At 62.5% G+C, this 20,875-nt stretch carries 19 protein-coding genes and 1 pseudogene; 11 read left to right on the top strand and 9 right to left on the bottom strand.

Annotated elements, in window-relative coordinates:
* Positions 1 to 7: 7 nt before the first annotated feature.
* Positions 8 to 868 carry an alpha/beta fold hydrolase gene (locus NKI24_RS03835; protein ID WP_352743443.1) on the bottom strand — a complete coding sequence of 287 codons (861 nt, stop codon included), beginning with the start codon at positions 866 to 868 and terminating at the stop codon, positions 8 to 10.
* On the bottom strand, positions 865 to 1,800 hold the full coding sequence (gene choX / locus NKI24_RS03830; RefSeq protein WP_352743441.1) for a choline ABC transporter substrate-binding protein: 936 nt from the start codon (positions 1,798 to 1,800) through the stop codon (positions 865 to 867). Before choX ends, NKI24_RS03835 begins: the two co-directional genes overlap by 4 nt.
* A 122-nt stretch (positions 1,801 to 1,922) precedes the next feature.
* Between choX and betI the strand changes: the two genes are divergently transcribed.
* The 5 genes from betI to NKI24_RS03805 all read left to right on the top strand — a co-directional run bounded on the left by betI (position 1,923) and on the right by NKI24_RS03805 (position 6,142).
* Entirely contained in the window at positions 1,923 to 2,525 is a 603-nt protein-coding gene (gene betI / locus NKI24_RS03825) for a choline-binding transcriptional repressor BetI (protein ID WP_352479299.1), read from the top strand.
* Positions 2,526 to 2,624: 99 nt separating this feature from the next.
* Complete coding sequence (locus NKI24_RS03820; protein ID WP_352743439.1) at positions 2,625 to 3,383, top strand: SDR family NAD(P)-dependent oxidoreductase; 759 nt, start codon at positions 2,625 to 2,627, stop codon at positions 3,381 to 3,383.
* A gap of 265 nt (positions 3,384 to 3,648) precedes the next feature.
* Entirely contained in the window at positions 3,649 to 5,046 is a 1,398-nt protein-coding gene (fumC, locus tag NKI24_RS03815) for a class II fumarate hydratase (RefSeq protein WP_352743438.1), read from the top strand.
* A gap of 128 nt (positions 5,047 to 5,174) precedes the next feature.
* On the top strand, positions 5,175 to 5,609 hold the full coding sequence (locus NKI24_RS03810) for a DoxX family protein (protein ID WP_352468371.1): 435 nt from the start codon (positions 5,175 to 5,177) through the stop codon (positions 5,607 to 5,609).
* Positions 5,610 to 5,728: 119 nt separating this feature from the next.
* Positions 5,729 to 6,142 carry a DoxX family protein gene (locus NKI24_RS03805; RefSeq protein ID WP_352743435.1) on the top strand — a complete coding sequence of 138 codons (414 nt, stop codon included), beginning with the start codon at positions 5,729 to 5,731 and terminating at the stop codon, positions 6,140 to 6,142.
* Between the two features lie 17 nt (positions 6,143 to 6,159).
* Here the strand turns inward: NKI24_RS03805 and NKI24_RS03800 are convergent, their stop codons facing one another.
* Genes NKI24_RS03800 through NKI24_RS03790 form a run of 3 tightly spaced genes read right to left on the bottom strand, consistent with a single transcriptional unit; the run spans position 6,160 to position 10,568 of the window.
* A complete protein-coding gene (locus NKI24_RS03800; protein ID WP_352743433.1) occupies positions 6,160 to 6,786 on the bottom strand; it encodes a hypothetical protein in 627 nt (208 codons plus the stop codon).
* Positions 6,787 to 6,834: 48 nt separating this feature from the next.
* Entirely contained in the window at positions 6,835 to 8,367 is a 1,533-nt protein-coding gene (ppx, locus tag NKI24_RS03795; RefSeq protein WP_352743432.1) for an exopolyphosphatase, read from the bottom strand.
* Positions 8,367 to 10,568: an RNA degradosome polyphosphate kinase gene (locus NKI24_RS03790; RefSeq protein ID WP_352458380.1), complete on the bottom strand. Its 2,202-nt coding sequence runs from the start codon at positions 10,566 to 10,568 to the stop codon at positions 8,367 to 8,369. The genes ppx and NKI24_RS03790 overlap by 1 nt, the downstream gene beginning before the upstream one ends.
* A gap of 149 nt (positions 10,569 to 10,717) precedes the next feature.
* On the opposite strand from NKI24_RS03790, the gene NKI24_RS03785 reads away from it, so the two are divergent.
* Both NKI24_RS03785 and NKI24_RS03780 read left to right on the top strand, forming a co-directional pair.
* The gene (locus NKI24_RS03785) at positions 10,718 to 10,963 is read left to right on the top strand and encodes a zinc-finger domain-containing protein (protein WP_023677627.1); all 246 of its coding nucleotides are present in this window, start codon (positions 10,718 to 10,720) and stop codon (positions 10,961 to 10,963) included.
* A 19-nt stretch (positions 10,964 to 10,982) separates the two neighbouring features.
* Positions 10,983 to 12,215 carry an FAD-dependent monooxygenase gene (locus NKI24_RS03780; protein ID WP_352743429.1) on the top strand — a complete coding sequence of 411 codons (1,233 nt, stop codon included), beginning with the start codon at positions 10,983 to 10,985 and terminating at the stop codon, positions 12,213 to 12,215.
* Positions 12,216 to 12,224: 9 nt separating this feature from the next.
* Here NKI24_RS03780 and NKI24_RS03775 read toward each other — a convergent pair whose 3' ends face one another.
* Positions 12,225 to 12,896: a TIGR02117 family protein gene (locus tag NKI24_RS03775; RefSeq protein ID WP_352743427.1), complete on the bottom strand. Its 672-nt coding sequence runs from the start codon at positions 12,894 to 12,896 to the stop codon at positions 12,225 to 12,227.
* 104 nt (positions 12,897 to 13,000) lie between these two features.
* Between NKI24_RS03775 and NKI24_RS03770 the strand changes: the two genes are divergently transcribed.
* Entirely contained in the window at positions 13,001 to 13,264 is a 264-nt protein-coding gene (locus NKI24_RS03770) for a metal-sensing transcriptional repressor (RefSeq protein ID WP_023677629.1), read from the top strand.
* A gap of 5 nt (positions 13,265 to 13,269) precedes the next feature.
* Positions 13,270 to 14,280: pseudogene (locus NKI24_RS03765) on the top strand (cation diffusion facilitator family transporter); the annotation flags it as partial.
* Between the two features lie 25 nt (positions 14,281 to 14,305).
* Here NKI24_RS03765 and NKI24_RS03760 read toward each other — a convergent pair.
* Complete coding sequence (locus tag NKI24_RS03760; RefSeq protein WP_352743425.1) at positions 14,306 to 16,222, bottom strand: multicopper oxidase domain-containing protein; 1,917 nt, start codon at positions 16,220 to 16,222, stop codon at positions 14,306 to 14,308.
* Positions 16,223 to 16,886: 664 nt separating this feature from the next.
* Between NKI24_RS03760 and NKI24_RS03755 the strand changes: the two genes are divergently transcribed.
* Together NKI24_RS03755 and NKI24_RS03750 are read left to right on the top strand one after the other, a co-directional pair.
* Positions 16,887 to 18,317: a multicopper oxidase family protein gene (locus NKI24_RS03755; RefSeq protein ID WP_352743423.1), complete on the top strand. Its 1,431-nt coding sequence runs from the start codon at positions 16,887 to 16,889 to the stop codon at positions 18,315 to 18,317.
* Positions 18,318 to 18,330: 13 nt separating this feature from the next.
* Entirely contained in the window at positions 18,331 to 18,768 is a 438-nt protein-coding gene (locus NKI24_RS03750) for a YqaA family protein (protein ID WP_352743421.1), read from the top strand.
* Positions 18,769 to 18,894: 126 nt separating this feature from the next.
* On the opposite strand, the gene NKI24_RS03745 is transcribed toward NKI24_RS03750, so the two are convergent.
* A complete protein-coding gene (locus NKI24_RS03745; protein WP_031194215.1) occupies positions 18,895 to 19,644 on the bottom strand; it encodes an amino acid ABC transporter ATP-binding protein in 750 nt (249 codons plus the stop codon).
* A gap of 70 nt (positions 19,645 to 19,714) precedes the next feature.
* Positions 19,715 to 20,872, bottom strand: a complete 1,158-nt coding sequence (locus NKI24_RS03740; RefSeq protein WP_352452782.1) for an amino acid ABC transporter permease — start codon at positions 20,870 to 20,872, stop codon at positions 19,715 to 19,717.
* Positions 20,873 to 20,875 lie beyond the last annotated feature (3 nt).

The following is a 20,875-nucleotide window of genomic DNA, read 5'->3' as shown; positions in this document are numbered from 1 at the left end:
ACTGCTCTCAGCCCGGACTACCGGTCGCTTCGGCTGTCGGCTGGGGTCCAGCTTTGGTACCGACCTTGAAATACCGGCCGATGGCTGCCGCGACCAATGCCGGATCCTCCCAGTGCGGGTTGTGTCCGCATCGCACCGCGCTTACGAACGCGGCGCTAGGGATTTCTTCGAGGAGCCGCCGTTGGTGCGTTTCGTCGAAGAGAAGGTCGCGCCCGCCCGCAATGACGAGCGCCGGCAGGCGCAGCCTGCGCGCCTTGTCGGTCAGATCGACGCGCCGAACCTGCTCCAGGATTGCGCACCAAAGTGCCGCCGGCATGGCTGACGCCTCCTTTGCAATCATGGTCAGGAAGTCCGCTGGAACCTCGGTCTCGCAGGCATGCCAATAGTCATAGAACGGATCGGCCGGCGATATCGGGTCTCGAAGTGCCCGCACACCAATGGTCATCGGGTGATCCTCACCGATCTGCGGCCGCAGCGTTCCGGCCATCAGCACCAGGCCGCCGATCAGCTCGGCGTAGCGCGCGGCTGCCTCGATCGCCACCATACTGCCCAGGGAATGCCCGACCAGAACCGGCCGCTCGAGCCGCAAACGCTCGATCAAACTCGCCACATCTTCCGCGAAATCCGCTGGGGCGAAGCCGCGTGTCCTGGCCGGCGAGGCGCCATGCCCGCGCAGGTCTGGAATGACAAGCCGGCGCCCGGCGAGATGCGGCGCCAGCAAGGAGAAGCTGCGGCTCGTGTCGGAGAAGCCGTGCACCAGCACCAGCGTGGGCTCCTGCCCGGCGATTTCGACGCAGGCCGTTTCAGTGCAGCCGGCACCGACCCTGCGCTTGCGGCCGTTCCAGCCCGCCTGATCGGCCGATATCACAGGCCGAGCTGCTGCTTGACTGGATCGAGCGCGGGCTTGCGATCGAATGTGGTGACACCGGCAAGCCAGGCGCCGAGCCTATCCGGATTCTCGTTGAGGGCCTTCAGGCCGGCTTCCTCCGGCTTCATGCCGTCATTGATGAGATAGCCCATGCCGAGATTTTCGAAATCGATATCGAAGGCGAGGTTCTTCAGCAACTGCCCGACATTCGGGCATTGCTGCAGATAGCCCTTGCGCACCTGCGTCGTCACCGTCGCGGCGCCGAAGTTCGGGCCGTAGAACTTGTCGCCGCCGCTCAGATATTTGAAGTCGTACATCGTGTTCATTGGATGCGGCGCCCAGCCCTGGAAGACGATGAAGCGCTTTTCCTTGATCTCGTAGCCGACCTCGGAAAGCATGCCGGCTTCACTCGATTCGACGACCTGCCAGCCATCGAGGCCGAGCGACTTATCGGCGATGGCGTCCATCATCAGCTGGTTCGAGCCCGGCTCGATGCCGTACATCTTCCTGCCGAATTTGTCGGCGAACTTTTGCAGGTCGGCAAAATCCTTGACGCCGGCCTCCCAAACGTAAGTCGGCACGGCAAAGGTGTATTTGGCGCCGACGAGATTGACGCGCACATCGTCTACCGAGCCGTCCTTCTTATAGGGCTCGTAGTAGGTGATCATCGCCGGATCCCAATAGCCAAGGAACACGTCCAAATCATTGTTCTTCAAGGATTCATAGATGACGTTGATGCCCAGAAGCGAGCTTGCCGGCTTGTAGCCGAGCGCATCGAGCAAGACGCTGGTGACGCCGGTGGTGAAGGCAAGGTCGTTCCATCCAGGCTCGGCCATGCGCACGACCTTGCATTGCTCAGGTTCAGCCGCAAAGGCCGGCTGGATCGCCAGCAGGACGCAGAGCGAGGCGCCTATTCCAAGGCTACGAAGCATTTCGGTTCTCCTCATTTCACCAACGATGTTGACCACTCGGTTTTTATATTGTCCCAGTGGTCAATCATTGATCTCGGCGGACAAAAATGTCAACGTCGGTTTTCGATGCAGGATCCCGGCCCGTGAAACTCAAGCGTCTCAGCGACATACGCCGCAAGGAGCTGCGGCAAGCCGCCTTTGCCGTGCTTCAGCGCGAAGGCATAGCTGGCGCGACCATAGAAAAGGTGGCGGCACAGGCCGGCGCGTCGAAGGGCATCGTGCTGCATTATTTCAACAGCAAGCGGGAACTGTTCGAGCACGCCATGCGGGAATCGAACCTGGTGCTGCGGCATGCGGTGGTCGAGCGGCTGAGACAGGCGCGCACGCCAATGCAAAGGATAGATGCCATCATCGAAGGCAATTTCGAGCCGCATCTCTTCCAGCCTTCGCTCTGCCACGCCTGGCTTTCACTTTGCGCGGAGGTGCCGCGCGACGAAAAGCTTGCCCGCATCCAGAAGGTGATCCATGCGCGCATGCGCTCCAACCTGCTGTCCGGCCTGCGCGGTCTGGCGCCGGCGCGCGATGCTGACGAGATCGCTTTCGGCGTCACCGCCCTGATCGACGGGCTGTGGTTGCGGCTTGGCCTGCAACCCGGCAGCGTCACGCGTGAACAGGCCATTCATCAGGTCAAGGATTTCGTCGCTACGCGGCTGGCTGTTCGGCGCGGTGCAGCCGCTGCCGAATAGACAGGCGCATCATATTGTAGGATAGGCCGGCGGCTTGACCACAATTGGCAACGGCGCTGTTCTCGTTATCAGACAAGGCGGCACGTGCGGGAGTGTTGGATGAGACTAGGCGGCAAACGGGCACTGGTCACCGGCGGCTCGGACGGGATCGAGCTGGCAATCGCCGAGGCGTTTTTGCGCGAAGGCGCGGACGTGCTGATCGTCGGCCGCGACGGCAAAAAACTCGACGCCGCCCGCAAGCAGCTCGGGGATAATGTCGGAACGCTTTCGGCCGACCTGTCGGCCAGCGCCGGCATCGATGCCGTGGTCGAGCATGCCAGGCGCGGCCCACCTGTCGATATCCTCGTCAACAATGCCGGCGTGGCGTTCCTTGTGCCGTTCGAAACCGTCAGCGAGGATCAGTTCCAGCAGTCCTTCGCACTCAACGTCACGGCGGTATTCTTCCTCACCCAGCGGCTGTTGCCGCATCTCGCGCCGGGCGCGGCTTCGGTGATCAACATCTCGTCCTATTTCGCGCACAAGATGATCCCGAAGCGGCCGTCCAGCCTCTATTCGCTGTCGAAGGGCGCGCTCAATTCGCTGACCAAGTCGCTCGCCTTCGAGCTTGGGCCGCGCGGCATAAGGGTCAACGCCATCGCGCCCGGCACGGTCGACACAGCGATGCGGCGCAGGTCGATCGAAAACCTGCCTGAGGCCGCGCAAGCCGAGCTCAAGGCCTATGTCGAGCGCAGCTATCCGCTCGGCCGCATCGGCCGAACCAGCGACCTTGCCGGCATCGCCGTCTATCTCGCCAGCGACGAAGCGGCATGGACCAGCGGCGGAATCTTCGCCGTGGATGGAGGATACACGGCGGGGTGAGGTGGCGATCTCCCCCCTCGAGGGGGAGATGGCCGGCAGGGCCAGAGGGGGTCGTCTCGCGTGGAACACCAGCCTGTTCCGTCCGCTATGGGAGTTGCGTCAAGACCTACCGACCCCCTCTGTCGCCTTCGGCGACATCTCCCCCTCAAGTGGGGAGATTGCCAGCACCTTCAACCGATTTGCATTCCCGTCACCCGCAATCTCCGCTTGAAGGCACTTGTGCAACGCGATACGCCGTTTGCAAATTGCAAACCGGAGAGACTTCGTGAGCGCGCCAGAGACCAGAACCGAAACCGACACGTTCGGTCCCATCGAGGTCGCCGCCGACCGCTATTGGGGCGCGCAGGCGCAGCGTTCGCTGGCCAATTTCAAGATAGGCTGGGAGAAACAGCCGGCCTCGATCGTGCGGGCGCTGGGCATCGTCAAGCGGGCGGCAGCGGAGGCCAATATGGAGCTGAAGCGGCTCGATCCGGCGATCGGCAAGGCCATTATTGAGGCCTCCCAGGAGGTCATCGACGGCAAGCTGAACGAGCATTTCCCGCTGGTCGTCTGGCAGACCGGCTCAGGCACCCAGTCCAACATGAACGCCAATGAGGTGATCTCCAACCGGGCGATCCAGCTTTTGGGCGGCGTCATGGGGTCGAAGAAGCCGGTGCATCCCAATGACCACGTCAACATGAGCCAGTCGTCGAACGACACCTATCCGACGGCCATGCACATCGCTTGCGCAGAGCGCATCATTCACGACCTGCTGCCGGCGCTGAGACATTTGCATGCGGCACTCGAGGCCAAGACCAGGGCTTTCGCCCACATCGTCAAGATCGGCCGCACCCACACGCAGGACGCGACGCCGCTGACGCTCGGCCAGGAATTCTCGGGCTACGCGGCGCAGGTCGCCTCGTCGGTCAAGCGCATCGAAATGACCCTGCCCGGCCTGCAGGAGCTGGCACAGGGCGGCACCGCGGTCGGCACCGGTCTCAACGCTCCGGTCGGTTTTGCCGAAAAGGTGGCGGCGCGCATCGCCGCGATCACCGGCATCGATTTCGTCACCGCGCCGAACAAGTTCGAGGCGCTGGCCGCCCATGATTCCATGGTCTTCTCGCACGGCGCCATCAATGCCTGCGCGGCGGCTCTGTTCAAGATCGCCAACGACATCCGCCTGCTCGGCTCCGGCCCGCGTTCGGGCCTCGGTGAATTGTCGCTGCCGGAAAACGAACCGGGCTCGTCGATCATGCCGGGCAAGGTCAACCCGACCCAGTGCGAAGCGATGACGCAGGTTTGCGTGCAGGTGTTCGGCAACAACGCGGCGATCAGCTTCGCCGGCAGCCAGGGCCATTTCGAGCTCAACGTCTACAATCCGCTGATGGCCTATTGTTTCCTGCAGTCGGTACAGCTGCTGGCCGACGCTTCCGTGTCGTTCACCGACAATTGCGTCGTCGGCATCGAGGCCCGCGAAGACAACATCAAGGCAGCACTCGACCGTTCGCTGATGCTGGTGACGGCGCTTGCGCCGACGATCGGCTATGACAACGCCGCCAAGATCGCCAAGGCGGCGCACAAGAACGGCACCACGCTGCGCCAGGAAGCGCTGGCCACCGGGCTGGTCAGCGAAGCCGATTATGAGCGGCTGGTGCGGCCGGAGGACATGACGCACCCAGGGTAAGTTGATCGCGAAAACGTTACCTGAGTGAACAATCCGTAACCAATCTGACGTCTTTGGTGAACAGTCGGACTGCGCTAAGTGGACGGGTATCCCAAGCCGTTTGGCCAAACCCTTCTGGAGAGTTACGCATGTCCACCAACACGTCCACCAATACTTCGTTTGCCGGTTCCGGCACCGCCTCCGGCGCCTCGGGCACGATCCTGCTCGGCCGCATCCTGCTTTCGGTCATCTTCCTGCTTTCCGGTTTCGGCAAGCTGACGGCGATTGCCGGCACGGCCGGCTATTTCGGCAGCCTCGGCCTGCCGCTGCCGATGGTGACCGCCATTGTCGTCGGCCTTATCGAACTGCTTGGCGGCCTGGCCATCCTCGTCGGTTTCCAGACCCGGATCGTCGGCTGGGTAATGGCGATCTTCACCGTCGCCACCGCGCTGGTCGCCCACACCGGCTGGGCCGATCAGATGCAGATGATCAATTTCATGAAGAACCTCGGCATCGCCGGCGGCTTCCTCGTACTCGCCTCCTCGGGTCCAGGCGCGTATTCGATCGACGCCAAGCGCGGCTGAAGCGGCCCAGCATTTCCTGAACAAAGGGGCGCGGAATTTTCCGCGCCCCTTTTTCGTTGTCGGTTTATATCCGCTGGCTGGAACTCTGCTAGGATCAGCCGCCGATATGGGAGGAGACCATGCCTCGCAATGCGCTGCTCTTGCTGTCCCGGCTGCTGCTCGCCGCGCTGTTCGTGCCGTCCGGCTTCCATGCGCTTGCCGACATCGCCGGCACATCAGGCTATTTCGCCGGCCTCGGCCTGCCGCTGCCGACGCTGGTGGCTTGGGCGACAGGCCTGTTCGAGCTGATCGCCGGACTGCTCATCCTCGTCGGCCTCAAGACGCCGATCGTGGCGCTCCTGCTTGCCGCGTTCTGCATCGCGGCGGGCTTCATCGGCCACTATGGCCAGGGTGGCGACGATCCGACGCTGACCTTCATGCATTCACAGATGCTGATGAAGGACATCGCCATATCAGGCGGTTTTCTGGCGCTGGCAATGGCCAGCGCCGGGGCGTACTCGATCGACAGCAGAATGCTTGGAGCCCGCGCCTGAGCGCCACCCGCACCTGTCTACTTGGTGTCTAGGAAGACGAAATTTGCGAGGCGACTTATATTGACGGGCACCGACGCAAAACCGCGGAACCCCATCTCCCCCACTCCCACATACAGACAGAGCTGTTTCTTCTTTACCGCCATTGCCACCCACTCGGATCCAAAATCGTTTGGGTCCTTGACGTAATTTCGAAGATTGCTGTCAATGGCGACGTACACATAACCATCTGATTGAATCAGTTCTTGTCTCTTCACGTATGGTAACAGATCGACTCGACCAAAAATGGGCTTGATCGATCCGCCAATGGTCTGAGCCCTGTCGGAAAGAGCTTGGTCAATACCTCTTGAACATGGCTCGAGCCTTGAAAACAAATCGCTCTTCGACAGCGATTTCATAAATTTGAGAACGTCCGTGCTTGGCTTGAATACAAAGTAATTTATACGCTCCCCGTTCTGGGGTGTTCTCAACATCCTATGAAAATTGAACGGCATTCTGACGCCCATCCCTTTGGGATAATGTCGATCCAGATCGAACGTCCCCTTGGCCACGACGGACAGGGTGTACAGCGTCTGGGCACTGGCGGTGCCCGCGAAGAGGACGAAGATCCCCGCAACCAACAGCTGAAGAACCTGCCTGGATTTCACGGCGTTTCCCTTCTTTCCTCAACGGTCGCGACGCGACAGCGCGGGCGTCTATTTGACAGACATGCTAGGCCCGCCCTCGACCGCCAGCACCAGCCGGCGATTGGTGACCCTTGCCAGTTGTGCCAGCCGGCCGGCGGGGCGCTCACCGTAAAGATCGGCCAGCGCTGCCGGCAGCACCAGCGCCAGCACGCCATTGCCGCGGTTTTCCCATTTCAGTCGCGGCATGACGCCGGGCATTGCCGCGCTCAGCAAATAGACGACGCGCAGCAGCGCGGCCAGCACACGGGCCCGTTCGAGATAGCGCGGTGTCGCCAGCCCGCGGATTTCCGGAGCGGCTTCATTGAACACGCCCTCGTGGCGAAACAGGCTGACAAGCGCCAGGAAGGCGCGGCCGGGATGATCGACGCCGATGAAGGAGGCGTGGGCGATGATGTTGAGCGATTGCTTGCCGCGATATTCGGGATGGGCACGCCAGCCGATATCGGCGAGCAGGCAGGCGGCGTGGCGGTAGCGCGCCTCATCCCTGGTCTCGTCGATGCCGAAGGCGGCGAACGCCTTGCCGGTCCACTCGACAAGCTCATGCGCGTGGTCGACCGAGCGCGAGCGCAGGCGGGCAAGCTCTTCCGCCGCCGAGATCAGCGGATCGGCTTTCTGCTCGGCCTTGTCGAGCAGCGAATAGAGAAAGCCCTCGCGCACGCCCAGCGCCGACACGATGATCTTCGACGGCTGCATCGCCGCCATGATCTCCTGCAGCACGATGGCGCCATAGGGCAGCAGCGAACGGCGGTTCTTGGAGATGCCCTCGATGCCTTTGATCTTGTCGATCTCGGCCTTGGCGACCTGCCGGAGGAAGTTCGCGGCGCTTTCGATGCCGATCTCGTAATGGTGCATGACGCCGAGCGGGTAGTTGGTCATTTCCATGTGCAGCCGGGCGAGGTTTCGCCAGGTGCCGCCGACCGTGTAGAACGCCCTGCCCTGCCCGCCCTTCAGCAATTTCGCCCGCGCCAGTTGCTCGCGCGTGATCCTTGCCGCCTGGGTCAGCGAGTTCTTCGCCATGTCCTGCAGGCGCAAGCCGCCCAACGGCAGCGTGATGCCGTCACCGATCGTCTCACCATCGATGTCGATCAGTTCGAGGCTGCCGCCGCCAAGGTCGCCGGCAATGCCGTTGGCCGGGTGGAAACCGGAGATGACGCCGAGCGCCGAAGAATGGGCTTCCTCGCGGCCGCTCAGCACCTGGATCTCGGTCTTGAGCACATCCTCGGCGCGGTGGATGAAGTCGGGGCCGTTGATGGCCTCGCGAGCGGCGGCGGTCGCCAGCACATATATGCGCTCGGCGCCGGCCTGGTCGGAGAGCGCGCGGAAGCGGCGGAACTCTTCCATCGAGCGCGTCACCGCCTCGGGATCGAGCTTTCCGGTCGAAACGATGCCGCGGCCGAGGCCGGCCAGCATCTTTTCGTTGAACAGCAAGGTCGGCGAACGCGCCAGCCCCTCATAGATGACAAGACGGATCGAATTCGACCCGATATCGATAATGGACAGCGGTCGGCGGTCCTGAAGCCGGCCCTGGGATGCTGAAATCATCAGCCCGTCGCTGCGTTCTGTTTCTTGCGGCGCTTGAACTGCGCGATGCGCTTGGGCGCATGCGACTTCAACGCATCGCCCCGTCCGGACAGGCTCGGATTGGTCATGAAATATTCCTGCGCGTTGAACGGTTCCTCGCCCTCCTCCAGCACGACGCGCCGGGAGGTTCCGTCAGCCAATACGTCGAAACTTTGCTGGTTGTCCATGATGTTGCCGAGCATGATCTGGCCGAGCACCTGTTCGTGCACAGTTGGATTGGTGATCGGCACCATGGTCTCGACACGGCGGTCGAGATTGCGCGGCATCAGATCGGCTGAGGAGATGTAGACGATCGCCCCGTCCGAGGGCAGGCCGTGACCGTTGCCGAAGCAATAGATGCGGCTGTGCTCGAGGAAGCGGCCGACGATCGATTTCACCCTTATGTTCTCCGACAGGCCGGGCACCTGCGGCCTCAGGCAGCAGATGCCGCGCACGACGAGATCGATCTCGACGCCGGCGCGGCTGGCATCATAGAGGGCATCGATGATGATCGGGTCGACCAACGCGTTCATCTTCATCCAGATGCGGGCGGGCCTGCCCTCCAGCGCGTGACTGATCTCGTCCGAAATGTGCTTGAGGATGCGGTCGCGCAGCGTGAACGGCGATATGGCCAGCCGCATCTGCTCGGCCGGCTCGGCATAGCCGGTGATGAAGTTGAACAGCTGGGCGACATCGCGCGCGATCGTCGGGGCGGTGGTGAAGAAGGACAGGTCGGTGTAGATGCGCGCGGTGACCGGGTGGTAGTTGCCGGTGCCGAGATGCACGTAATTGCGCAGCCTGCCATCCTCGCGCCGCACGACCAGCGACATTTTCGAATGGGTCTTCAGTTCGAGGAAGCCGAAGACGACCTGGACGCCGGCGCGCTCGAGGTCGCGGGCCCAGCGGATGTTGGCCTCCTCGTCGAAGCGCGCCTTGAGCTCGACCAGCGCGGTCACCGACTTGCCGGCCTCGGCGGCGTCGACCAGAGCGCGCACGATCGGGCTGTCGTTGGAGGTGCGATAGAGCGTCTGCTTGATCGCCACCACTTCCGGATCGGCCATTGCCTGGCGCAGGAACTGCACCACGACGTCGAAGGATTCGTAGGGGTGGTGGACGATGATGTCCTTCTCGCGGATCGCCGCAAAACAATCGCCGCCATGCTCGCGGATGCGCTCGGGGAAGCGCGGATTGTAGGGCGTGAACTTCAGATCGTCGCGGGCGACGGCGACGATCTCCGAGATCTGGCTGAGCGCCAGCGGACCGGTGAGCACGCTGATGCGGCTTGCCGAAACGCCAAGCTCCCCGGCGACGAAGTCGCGCAGTTCGGGCGGCATCAGCCGGTCGAATTCGATCCGGATAACCGAGCCGCGGCGCCGCCGCTTCAGCGCCGTCTCGAACAGGCGCACCAGATCCTCGGATTCTTCCTCGACCTCGATATCGCTGTCGCGGATGATGCGGAACGTGCCGGAACCCTTGACCTCGTAGCCCGGGAACAGCTTGCCGATATAAAGACCGACCGCCTCCTCGAGCGGGATGAAGCGGACATGGCGCTTGCGATCCGGCAAACGGATGAAGCGCCTCAGCGCCACCGGCAGGCGCAGAAGCGCGCTCATTTCCTCGCCGTTCTTGCGATGGCGCAATTGCAGCGCCATCGAGAAGCCGAGATTGGGAATGAACGGGAACGGATGCGCCGGATCGATCGACAACGGTGTCAGCACCGGAAATACCTGCTCCTGGAAATGGTCCTCGAGCCAGATCTTCTCGTCCTTGCTCAGCGCATCGCGGGTGATGCTCTCGATGCCTTCCTTGTCGAGCAGCAGCATCAGCGCCGAAAGGCTTTTCTGCTGGTCCTCCTGCAGGCGCTCGACCTCGCGCAGCAATTGTTCGAGCTGCTGCTCGGGCGTGCGCCCATCCGGGCTCTTCAGCACGATGCCCTCGCGCACCTGGCCGGCAAGACCCGCAACGCGGACCATGAAGAACTCGTCGAGGTTGGCGGCCGATATCGACAGGAAGCGAACACGCTCGAGCAGCGGATGATTGGCGTTCAGCGACTCTTCGAGCACGCGCCGGTTGAATTGCAGCCAGGAAAACTCGCGGTTGACGAAGCGGTCGGGATTGCCGCCTTCGCGGCTCGCCGCCTCGACGGTGATGAATTCGTTCTGCACCGGCTTCAGTTCGTTCATGGTTTCCGCTCTTCCCACACCGTTCGACGACCATAGCCTTAACCGGCTTAACTTATCCTCTGACAGGCTTTTGCGACAGTTTCATTTCATCGATCTTGCAAAGAGACGGGTTATGATCCAGATGCAATCGACAAGATCAGGAGACGACGATGGCAGGCGGTTCCATTCCCCATTTCCAGAACGATGCGGGCTATCCGGCAATCGACATCGGCGTCAAGGAATTCATGTGCACCGGCGCCAATCCGCCTTTCGACCACCCCCATGTATTTCTCGACATGGGCGACGACAATGAAAAAGTCTGCCCGTATTGTTCGACGCTCTATCGCTATTCGCCGAAGCTGAAGGCGTTGGAAACGCAGCCGCCGGGCTGCCTCTATCTCGACCAGGCCGCCTGATTCTTCCGCGACAAGCCTGATGCAGGAAACGCAGTCCCGGCAGGTGGTCATCGCCGGGGCGGGCGTCGCCGGGCTGACCGCGGCACTGGCCTTCGCCGAGCGCGGCTATCGGATAAAACTGTTCGAACAGGCGCAGCACCTCGAGGCTGCCGGCGCCGGTATCCAGCTTTCGCCCAACGCGACGCGCATCCTACGGCAGCTCGGCGTACTCGATCGGCTGCTGGCGACGGCGGTGCGGCCGGAGGCGGTCGTGCTCAAGGATGCCGCCACGCTGCGCAAGCTGGCGCGCGTACCGCTTGGCCAGGCGGCCGAAACGCGCTGGGGAGCGCCCTATCTCGTTGCCCACCGCGCGGATCTGCAGTCAGCGCTGATACAGCGAGTTTCGGAGCAGCCCGGTATCGATCTGATCGCCGGCGCGCGGGTGACCGACATCGCAGCCGGATCGAAAGGTGTTACCGTCACTGCATCGGCTGATGGCGACACGGTCGAGGCTGGCTGTCTGCTGATCGGCGCCGATGGCGTCTGGTCGTCGGTGCGAGAAACGCTTGCCCGCAACGCAGCCGATTTCCGGAGAAGCCGGTTTTCGGGCGAGCTTGCCTGGCGCGCCACGGTGGCCGCCGACAGCCCCGCCGGACAAGCCTTCAGGGTGATCGGTGCGCCCGATTGCGTTACCGCATTCCTCTATCCAGGCTTTCATATGGTCGCCTATCCGGTCAGCCGTGGCACGGTCTTCAACCTCGCGGCCTTCACCAAGGGCGAGCGCATCGCCGAGAGCTGGTCGGGGCATGCCGATCCCGCCATCCTCGCCAGCGCCATGCGCGGTACCGCGCCGGCGCTGGTTCGCCTGGCGAACGAGGCGGCGCCGTGGACGGCATGGCCGATCCACATTGTCGAGCAGCGGCGGTGGACGACGCCGGAAGGCATCGCGCTGATCGGCGATGCGGCGCACGCGATGACGCCGTTTGCCGCACAGGGCGCGGCGATGGCGATCGAGGACGCGGCGACGCTTGCCGGCTTCGTTGCGGCCTCCACAGCCGATCTTGAGGGGGCGCTTGCCGCCTGGGAACAGGCGCGGCGGCCGCGCGTCGCCCAGGTCGCCCGCCGCGGCGCCGTCAATCGCCTCGCCTGGCATGCGGCCGGGCCGGTGGCGATGGCCCGCAACCTGTTCCTGGCGATGCGCTCGCCCGAAAAACTCGCCGCCGATCTCGACTGGCTCTATGGCTGGCGGGCGTTGGACGCTCGGCGGTCCTAAGTCGCCTTGTCAATTGTAAAGCCGCATCGACAGGCCGAGCGAGGCCGGCAGCGGATTCCACCAGCCGGTGCGCAGCCCGGCCGTGCGCAATGCCGCCGCCGTCCAGGTGTTGCAGCCGATCAGCGCGTTGAAATGACCATTGGCTTCGAAGAACCGATCGAAGCGGGAATAGGCCGCACTCTCGATCGGGATGGCCCCGTTCGGCCCCTGCCGGAAGCTTGCCGCAATGTAATCGAGCAGCGCCGTAAACCGCTCCTCGCCGATGTCGAAGCCAGCGACGTCGCGATGCGGCTCGGCGATGTCGACGGAAATGTCGACATGCATTGCCGAGGCATCGACCGTCAGCGCCTTCATCACCGGCACCGCCTTCAGCTCCGACCAGGTCGGCGTCTCCAGATAGAAGGCGCGGCCGCCCCAGCCGAAGACGATGTAGCGGACCTCCGCCATGTCTGCTGGAATGCCGGCATTGACCAGGAAATGGAAGCGCCGGCGCACATCGTCGTCGACCGGGATGGCGATGTCGGTGTGGATCGGATTTTGCAGCACCAGGATACGGTGGCTTGTGCCGATCGGATCGGCAACGGCCGCCGGCCAGAGCGGGCGCGGCAGCAGCGTGCCCAGCGCCACCGCAAGGACTGCTGCAACGACCAGCAGGCCAAGAAAACGGGCAAGCTTCTTCATGGGAAAGGCATAGAACAAGCAATGCTCACGGTGAAGCCCCTCCGAAAGTTGCACAGCTGACTTAGAGCTTGACGCGTATCCTCCCCGGGAGGATATGCTCAAGCATGTCAGATCACCTCCACGCCTCGCATCCTTCCATCGTAAAGCGCCTGAAGCGCGCGCAAGGCCACCTTGCGGCGGTGCTGGCGATGATCGAGGCGCATCGCCCTTGCGTTGACCTGGCGCAGCAGCTTCATGCCGTCGAAAGGGCCATCAGCAGCGCCAAGCGCGAGCTGATCAACGATCACATCGAGCATTGCCTGACGGACAGCGTCGAAACCGGCGGCAACTCGCTGGCGGAACTCAAGCAGCTGGCGAAATATCTATGAATGCCATCGTAGTCCGCATTCTGGACTGGCTCGGGTTCGGCTCGCACGCCGCACATCATCACGGCGGTCACGGTCCGCACGGTCACAGCCATGGCGTCATCGACGCGACAATTGCCACCACCGACCGGGGCATCTGGGCAATCAAATGGTCGTTCGTGATCCTGGCCATCACCGCGGCGTTGCAGATGGTCGTGGTTGCGTTGTCGGGGAGCGTGGCATTGCTGGCCGACACGATCCATAACATCGGCGATGCGACCACGGCGATCCCGCTATGGATTGCATTCGTGCTGGCGCGGCGCAAGCCGTCGCGGATCTTCACCTATGGCTTGGGCCGGGTCGAGGATCTGGCCGGCATCATCATCGTGCTCATCATCCTGTTCAGCGCTGTAGTCGCTGCCTACCAAGCCATCGACAGGCTGATCAATCCACAAGTGGTGACACACCTCGGCTGGCTGACTGCGGCGGGCATTGTCGGCTTCCTCGGCAACGAGGCGGTTGCCGTGTTCCGTATCCGCGTCGGTCGCGAAATCAACAGCGCGGCACTGATTGCCGACGGCTACCACGCCCGCACAGATGGACTTACCAGCCTTGCCGTGGTCATCGGAGCCGTCGGCGTTTGGTTCGGCTTTTCCTTGGCCGATCCGATCGTCGGTCTGCTGATCACGATTGCGATCTTCGGTATCGTCTGGCAATCGGCCCGCTCGGTGCTGACCCGCATGCTGGATGGAATCGAACCCGGTGTGATGGACGAAATCCGACATGCCGCCGAGCATGTTCCGGGCACGCGCATTGTCGATGCCAAGGCGCGCTGGATCGGTCATAGATTGCACGCCGACATCGCAATTGCCGCGGACGAAACCCTGCCGCTGTCGGAAGCGAACAAGATCGCCGCAGCGGTGAAGGACGAACTATCCCAGCATATGCCGGCCCTGGCTGAGGCGAATGTGCGGTTTTCAACGGAACGTGGAGAGAACGACCATCCTCACGAGCACACGCATGACCACGGCCACATGCACTGACGCTCCTTTTAGACGGCTACGGTCAGGTGACATCGATCACGACCATCAGTCCGCCGCCGCCCTTCTCCTCGACATTGTTGTTCGTGGTGTGATGCGGGATGTGGCAATGGATCAGCCATTTGCCCGGACGCTGCGCCTTCCAGATCACGTCGTAGCGCTGACCCGGCCCGACGTTGATCGTATCGGCAAGGAAACGACCCGAAGCGGGGACCGTCTCGCCGTCGCGGGCAACGACCTCGAACGGTCCGCCATGGATATGCATCGGATGGATGAAGCCGTTGTTGGTGCCGATGAACCGCACCTTGAGCGTGTCGCCGACCTTCATCGGGATCGTCTCGGTCGAGGGATAGGCCTTGCCGTTGATGGTGAAGAAATTCGGCATGCCGCCGTCCATCGGCATCGACGGGTAGGTCAGCCCTTCCCGCACCAGCCATTCCTGAAGCTGGATGACGTAATCATGGTCGGCCGCGACCTCGTCGGCGGGATTGGCGGGATCGATGATCAGCGCACCGTAGAGGCCGAGCGCCTGGGTCCGGTCCGGCTTGGCATGGGGGTGGTAGAAATAGGTTCCGTGCTGGGTTGCGGTGAATTCGTATGAATAGGATTGGCCGGGCTCGATCGGCGCCTGGGTGATCTCGGCCGGCCCATCCATCTGGTTCGGCAGGATCAAGCCATGCCAATGCACCGTCGTTTCCTCAGGCAGGCCGTTGGTGACGTTGATCCTGACCCGATCGCCCTGGCGAATGTGAATTCGCGGGCCGGGAATCTGGCCATTATACGCATAGGCGTCGACCGCGACGTCCGGCAGGATCTGCCAGCGGACCACTGAAGGCCTGAGCTCGAACACCTTGATGCCATTCTCTATCCGAAACGGCAGTTCCTGGTCGCCCCTTGCCGTCAGGCCATAAGAGGCGGCCACGAGGCGTGGATCGGTAGCGGCCATGTCGCGCATCGTATCAGCCGGCGTGTCGCGATCCATGATCATGCCTCGCGGCATGATCACCCCGCCGACGTCGCGTGCCGACAGCGTCAGGTTCAGCCAGTTCGCCGGCGCGATCATGCCGATGGCGAGCGCCAGCAGGGAGACGGCACCCAGGGCAGCCACCTGCGGCGTTGTGGCATCTGTCTCCATGTGATGGCCGCCGCCTTTGCCTTTGTGGGAAGCTATATCGTGGCGCTGTCCGCGATGGCCACTGGCGTCGGCCTGCTGCATTTGCATCTGCGCATGTTGCCTCGTTGCAGGCTGCTCTCGACCATCGATGCCGGCTGCCTGCGCGCGCTGTGTCATCAGCCCATGCTTCAGCCCCCGGGCGACCAGCCAGACATTGGCCGGGTAGGCAAGCGCAAAGCCGGCGATGACGCCGATCGACATCACGCCCCAGAACAACAGCTCCGTCGGTTCCATCGCGCGCATGTCGCGGCCCATCATCAGGAAGCTCATGACCGGCGCCATGCCGGCCATCATGAAGTTCATGGAGATGAACTCGGGCAGGAAGCTCTTGCGTACGTTTTCCCAATAGGTGCCGCCCATCATCGATTTCATGAACAGCGACTGGAAGATGAACAGGCCGAAGGCAAAGCCGGCGAGATATTCGACGATCAGGTCGATCCACATCGGCAGGCCGAGCGCCGCCGTGACGGCGGCGGCAAGAATGATGCCGGTGGCATCGCCGGCGACGCAGTGGATGGTGGAGCCGACGCCCTGCTTCCAGAGCGGCCGGGTGAACACATCATGCTCGCCCGGCCGTGGCTCCTTGTCCGCGAGCACATAAAGCAGCAAGCCGAGCGGACCCATATAGAGGGTGACCAGGATGAAGCCCCATTTCATCACCACCGGCTCGGGATTGTTGCGATATTGGTCGAAGCCGACATAAAGCGTCGAAGCCAGCGCCAGCGCGAACCAGACGACGAGGAAATAATCGATCGGTTGGATGAGCATCAGGATGAACCCTTGACCTATCGCCGCACTCGCCCACTCGGCTTGTTATACAACTCCTAATGGCAACAAACGCGGCTGGCGCGCTTATGATCCGCGCCGACCGTACGCTGTTCAGGCAGGCCAATTTTCGTTGTAACCGACTGATCTGATGACGCCTGCCCGCAGTTCATTTCCGGAACTGTCAGTCTTATCATTGCGGCTCTCCTCTAGTGGGGTTGTCATGGGGCTTCCCATCACAGGAAGGTCAAGGGCTTTTGAGCCAGCTCAAATCATCGCTGTGGTGCCGAAGCAGCGCTCGAAATTTGCCCCTTGACCTTCCCGTGATGGGAACCTTTATCGTGTCGCAGTTACCCAGTTGGAGCTGCAAACCCATGAACGCTGTCGCTCATAACCCCAGCCGAGCCTGTTTCCGCTCCCGCGATTCAGATTGGGATCGAGGGCATGACCTCCGCCTCCTGTGTCGCCCGCTTGAAAGGCGCTGAAGACGGCGGCATGACGTGACCGAGGCTAGTGTCAACCTGGCTACGGAGCGTGCCACGTGAGTTACACCGCGTGCCGACGCGCGTGACCTTAATCTCGGAGACAACACATGGATCGACGCTGTTTTCTGGCGGCAGGCGTTGCCACGGTTCTCGCCAGCCCGCGCGCCATCGCCCAGATGAAGATGGACGAGATGCCCGGCATGGATATGGGGCACGCGGGCCACGACATGGGCGCGGCACCAAAAAGCGCGACCATGCTGCCTGAGGGCCAGGCGTTGCGCGAGTTGCCGCTGCTAGCCAATGAAGCCAATGCGCCCCGCCTGTTCAGAGCAAACCTCACGGCTGAACCCGCCATGGTTCGCTTTGCAGAAGGGCTCGACACGCCAATCCTTGGATACAATGGTATGAGCCCGGGGCCATTGATCGAGGTGACTGAAGGCGACCGTGTCGAGATTGCATTCACGAACCGAATTCCTGAAGAGACGAGCACCATCCATTGGCATGGCATGCCGGTTCCAGCTGACCAGGATGGCAATCCTATGGACCCCGTTGCGACGGGCACGGAGCGCACCTACAGCTTCGAACTGCCCGAAGGAAGCGCGGGGTCGTACTGGTATCATCCGCATCCGCACGGCAAGACGGCCGAGCAGGTCTATCGCGGACTTGCCGGCGCGTTCGTGGTCAAGCCGAAGGCGGACCCGATCCCGGCCGAGTATGGCGACACTGTGCTGATGTTCACAGACCTTCGCCTTGCCGCCGACGGCACCATGCCGGACAACACCATGGTCGATTTGATGAACGGGCGCGTCGGCGATCACGTGCTGGTCAATGGACAAAAAAATCCCGCGCTATCGGTTCCGTTTGGAACAAAGCGGCGATTTCGGTTCTACAACGCGACTAACGCGCGCTTTTTGCGGCTCTCCTTCGACGGCGCACCCATGACAATCATCGGCACCGATGGCGGTCTGCTGGAGGCGCCGGTGGCAGCCAAGGATGTCCTGCTCAGCCCGGCGGAACGCCTTGAACTGATCGTCTCGTTTGAGAAGCGCGGCCCTGTCACCCTGAACACGCTCGACTACGATCGCGGCTGGATGGGCGCAGGCCGCCCCGCCGATGCAGGCCTGACATTGCTTACGGTCAATGTTTTGGACACGCCTGCAGAGACGTTTCCTCCGCTGCCGGAAAAGCTTCGACCAATTGCGCAACTTGGCACCCCTGCCGTCAGCCGGCGTTTCGTGTTCACCGAAACGACGACGATGAGCGCGACGGATATGCAGATGGGCTTCCTGATCAACGGCGCGGCGTTCGACATGGGCCGCATCGACGTGGTGTCGAAAACAGGACAGGTCGAGCTCTGGGAAATCGTCAACAAGGCCGACATGGACCATCCGTTCCATGTTCACGGGACGCAGTTCCAAGTGGTCGAGCACGAACGTGGTGGGCAGGTCTCGAAACCGGCCTATCTCGCCTGGAAGGACACGGTCAACGTGGCGCGCGGCGAAACGATGCGGCTTTTGCTGCGCCAGGATCGCCCCGGGCGGAGGATGTATCATTGCCACATCCTGGAGCACGAGCAGCTCGGCATGATGGGCGTCGTCGACGTGCAGGCCTAGCCGGTCGCTCGACGTGGCTGCACTGGCAATCTATGGCGCCCTGTTCACCAGCGCATTCCTAGCCGCAACCATCTTGCCGGTCTCGTCGGAAGTTGTGCTCGCCGGCTTGATCGCCGGCGGCCGTGGCGATCCGGTGCTACTGCTTGCGGTCGCCACAATCGGCAACACGCTCGGCTCGGTGGTGAACTGGACGCTGGGGCGTGGCATCGATACGCTGCAATCTAGGCGATGGTTTCCCATCACCCGTGAACGATACCAGCGGGCCAGCCGGAGCTTTCGCCGCTTTGGCGCGTGGCTGCTCCTATTCGCCTGGCTGCCGGTCGTCGGGGACGCCTTCACTGTCGCGGCAGGCGCGGCCCGCATGCATCTCGGCATATTCGTGATGCTTGTCGCATTGGGCAAGGCTGCACGATATGCGGCAATCGTCGCAGGATTGTGGGTGCTAAGATAATTGCTGATGCTCGCCATCGACCAAAGGGCAGATCCTCCCGAGCATCACCGCTCGTCGAATACGCGTAAGGCCCGAGCAAGACAGAGAGCCCGGTCCGCCGGTCTTGTCCCGAACCGGCGTACAGGATCAGTGCAGGATCTGCGACAGGAACAGTTTCGTGCGTTCATGGCGCGGGTGGTCGAAGAACTCGGCCGGCGTGTTCTGCTCGACGATCTGACCCTGATCCATAAAGATCACCCGGTTGGCGACTTTGCGCGCAAAGCCCATCTCGTGGGTGACGCAGAGCATGGTCATGCCTTCCTCGGCCAGCCCGACCATCGTCTCCAGCACTTCCTTGATCATTTCCGGATCGAGAGCCGAAGTCGGCTCGTCGAACAGCATGATGCGCGGGTTCATGCACAGCGAGCGGGCGATCGCCACGCGCTGTTGCTGGCCGCCGGAAAGCTGGCCGGGATATTTGTTGGCCTGTTCCGGAATCTTGACGCGCGTGAGGAAATGCATGGCGATTTCCTCGGCCTGCTTCCTCGGCATCTTGCGCACCCAGATCGGCGCCAGCGTGCAATTCTCCAGGATGGTCAGATGCGGAAACAGGTTGAAATGCTGGAACACCATGCCGACCTCGCGGCGCACCTCGTCGATCTTCTTCAGATCGTTGGTCAGTTCCTTGCCGTCGACTATGATCTTGCCCTTCTGGTGTTCCTCCAGTCGGTTGATGCAGCGGATCATCGTCGATTTGCCGGAGCCCGACGGGCCGCAGATGACGATGCGCTCGCCGCGCATCACCTTTAGATTGATGTCCTTCAGCACGTGGAATTCGCCGTACCATTTGTGCATGGCAATGATGTCGATGGCGACATCGGTGGTGGAAATGTGCATCTTGGCGGCATTGACCTTGATCTCTTCCGCGCTGACGGCGTTTTCTATGGCCATGACAAGGTCCCCTTTTTTAGCGTTTGTGGCCGGTGTCGAGACGGCGTTCCGTGTACATTGAATAGCGCGACATGCCGAAACAGAACAGCCAGAAGATGAAGGCCGCGAACACCAGGCCGGATCTGGCCGTCTGCGGCGTCGCCCAATTGGCGTCGGAGAAGTTCTGCTTGACGATGCCGAGGAGGTCGAACATCGAGATGACGATGACCAGGCTGGTGTCCTTGAACATGCCGATGAAGGTGTTGACGATGCCGGGAATGACCAGCTTCAGCGCCTGCGGCATGACGACCAGACCCATCTTCTGCCAGTAGCTGAGGCCGAGCGAATCGGCGCCCTCATACTGGCCTTTGGGGATCGCCTGCAGGCCGCCGCGCACCACTTCGGCCATGTAGGCGGCGGCAAACAGCGACACGCCGATCAGCGCGCGCAGGAACTTGTCGAAGCTGACGCCGGCCGGCAGGAACAGCGGCAGCATCACGCTGGCAAAGAACAGCACCGTAATCAGCGGGATGCCGCGTACCGTCTCGATGAAGATCACGCACAGCAGCTTGACGATCGGCATGTTCGAGCGCCGGCCGAGCGCCAGCACGATGCCGATCGGCAGCGACACGGCAATGCCGACGAAGGACAGGCTGAGCGTCACCAGCAGCCCACCCCAACGCGACGTCTCGACATGCGGCAGGCCGAACATGCCGCCGACCAGCAGAACGAAGGCGACGACCGGCAGCGCCAGGAAGAGAAGAATGGCGTTCAGCCCTTTGCGCGGTACGCGCGGTATGAGCAAAGGCACCAGCAGTGCCACGAACAGGATGGCCACCACAATCGGCCGCCAACGCTCCTCGACAGGATAGGTGCCGAACATGAACTGGCCGAACTTGGCGTTGACGAAAGCCCAGCAGGCGCCGGTCCAGCCGTCCGACTGGATGCCGCCCTGCGCCACGGTGGCGCAGACCGTGCGGTCCGGTCCCGTCCACTGGGCGTTGATGAAAGCCCAATTGACGATCTGCGGCAGGATCATGGCAACCAGCGCGATGCCGACGATGGTCAAGATGGTGTCGCCCGTGGTGGCAATCAGGTTCTTGCGGATCCAGGCGGTGAGGCCACGCTCGCTCGACGGCGCCGGCTGCGCCAGCGTCATCTCCGTCCGCACCCAGGACATGTCGTGTTCCTGCATGGC

Source organism: Mesorhizobium sp. M0701, from assembly GCF_040320365.1.
Classification (GTDB): domain Bacteria; phylum Pseudomonadota; class Alphaproteobacteria; order Rhizobiales; family Rhizobiaceae; genus Mesorhizobium.
Note: the sequence above shows the minus strand (reverse complement) of the source record. Positions and strands in the feature narration are given on the sequence as shown.

What these genes read in the sequence shown, in the direction of transcription:
- NKI24_RS03775 (WP_352743427.1), bottom strand. Translation starts at nt 12,896, where the DNA reads ATGAAGAAGCTTGCCCGTTTTCTTGGCCTGCTGGTCGTTGCAGCAGTC.
- NKI24_RS03760 (WP_352743425.1), bottom strand. Translation starts at nt 16,222, where the DNA reads ATGCTCATCCAACCGATCGATTATTTCCTCGTCGTCTGGTTCGCGCTG.
- NKI24_RS03740 (WP_352452782.1), bottom strand. Translation starts at nt 20,872, where the DNA reads ATGCAGGAACACGACATGTCCTGGGTGCGGACGGAGATGACGCTGGCG.
- NKI24_RS03780 (WP_352743429.1), top strand. Translation starts at nt 10,983, where the DNA reads ATGCAGGAAACGCAGTCCCGGCAGGTGGTCATCGCCGGGGCGGGCGTC.
- NKI24_RS03820 (WP_352743439.1), top strand. Translation starts at nt 2,625, where the DNA reads ATGAGACTAGGCGGCAAACGGGCACTGGTCACCGGCGGCTCGGACGGG.
- NKI24_RS03745 (WP_031194215.1), bottom strand. Translation starts at nt 19,644, where the DNA reads ATGCACATTTCCACCACCGATGTCGCCATCGACATCATTGCCATGCAC.
- ppx (WP_352743432.1), bottom strand. Translation starts at nt 8,367, where the DNA reads ATGATTTCAGCATCCCAGGGCCGGCTTCAGGACCGCCGACCGCTGTCC.
- choX (WP_352743441.1), bottom strand. Translation starts at nt 1,800, where the DNA reads ATGCTTCGTAGCCTTGGAATAGGCGCCTCGCTCTGCGTCCTGCTGGCG.
- NKI24_RS03790 (WP_352458380.1), bottom strand. Translation starts at nt 10,568, where the DNA reads ATGAACGAACTGAAGCCGGTGCAGAACGAATTCATCACCGTCGAGGCG.
- NKI24_RS03770 (WP_023677629.1), top strand. Translation starts at nt 13,001, where the DNA reads ATGTCAGATCACCTCCACGCCTCGCATCCTTCCATCGTAAAGCGCCTG.
- NKI24_RS03785 (WP_023677627.1), top strand. Translation starts at nt 10,718, where the DNA reads ATGGCAGGCGGTTCCATTCCCCATTTCCAGAACGATGCGGGCTATCCG.
- NKI24_RS03805 (WP_352743435.1), top strand. Translation starts at nt 5,729, where the DNA reads ATGCCTCGCAATGCGCTGCTCTTGCTGTCCCGGCTGCTGCTCGCCGCG.
- NKI24_RS03810 (WP_352468371.1), top strand. Translation starts at nt 5,175, where the DNA reads ATGTCCACCAACACGTCCACCAATACTTCGTTTGCCGGTTCCGGCACC.
- NKI24_RS03755 (WP_352743423.1), top strand. Translation starts at nt 16,887, where the DNA reads ATGGACGAGATGCCCGGCATGGATATGGGGCACGCGGGCCACGACATG.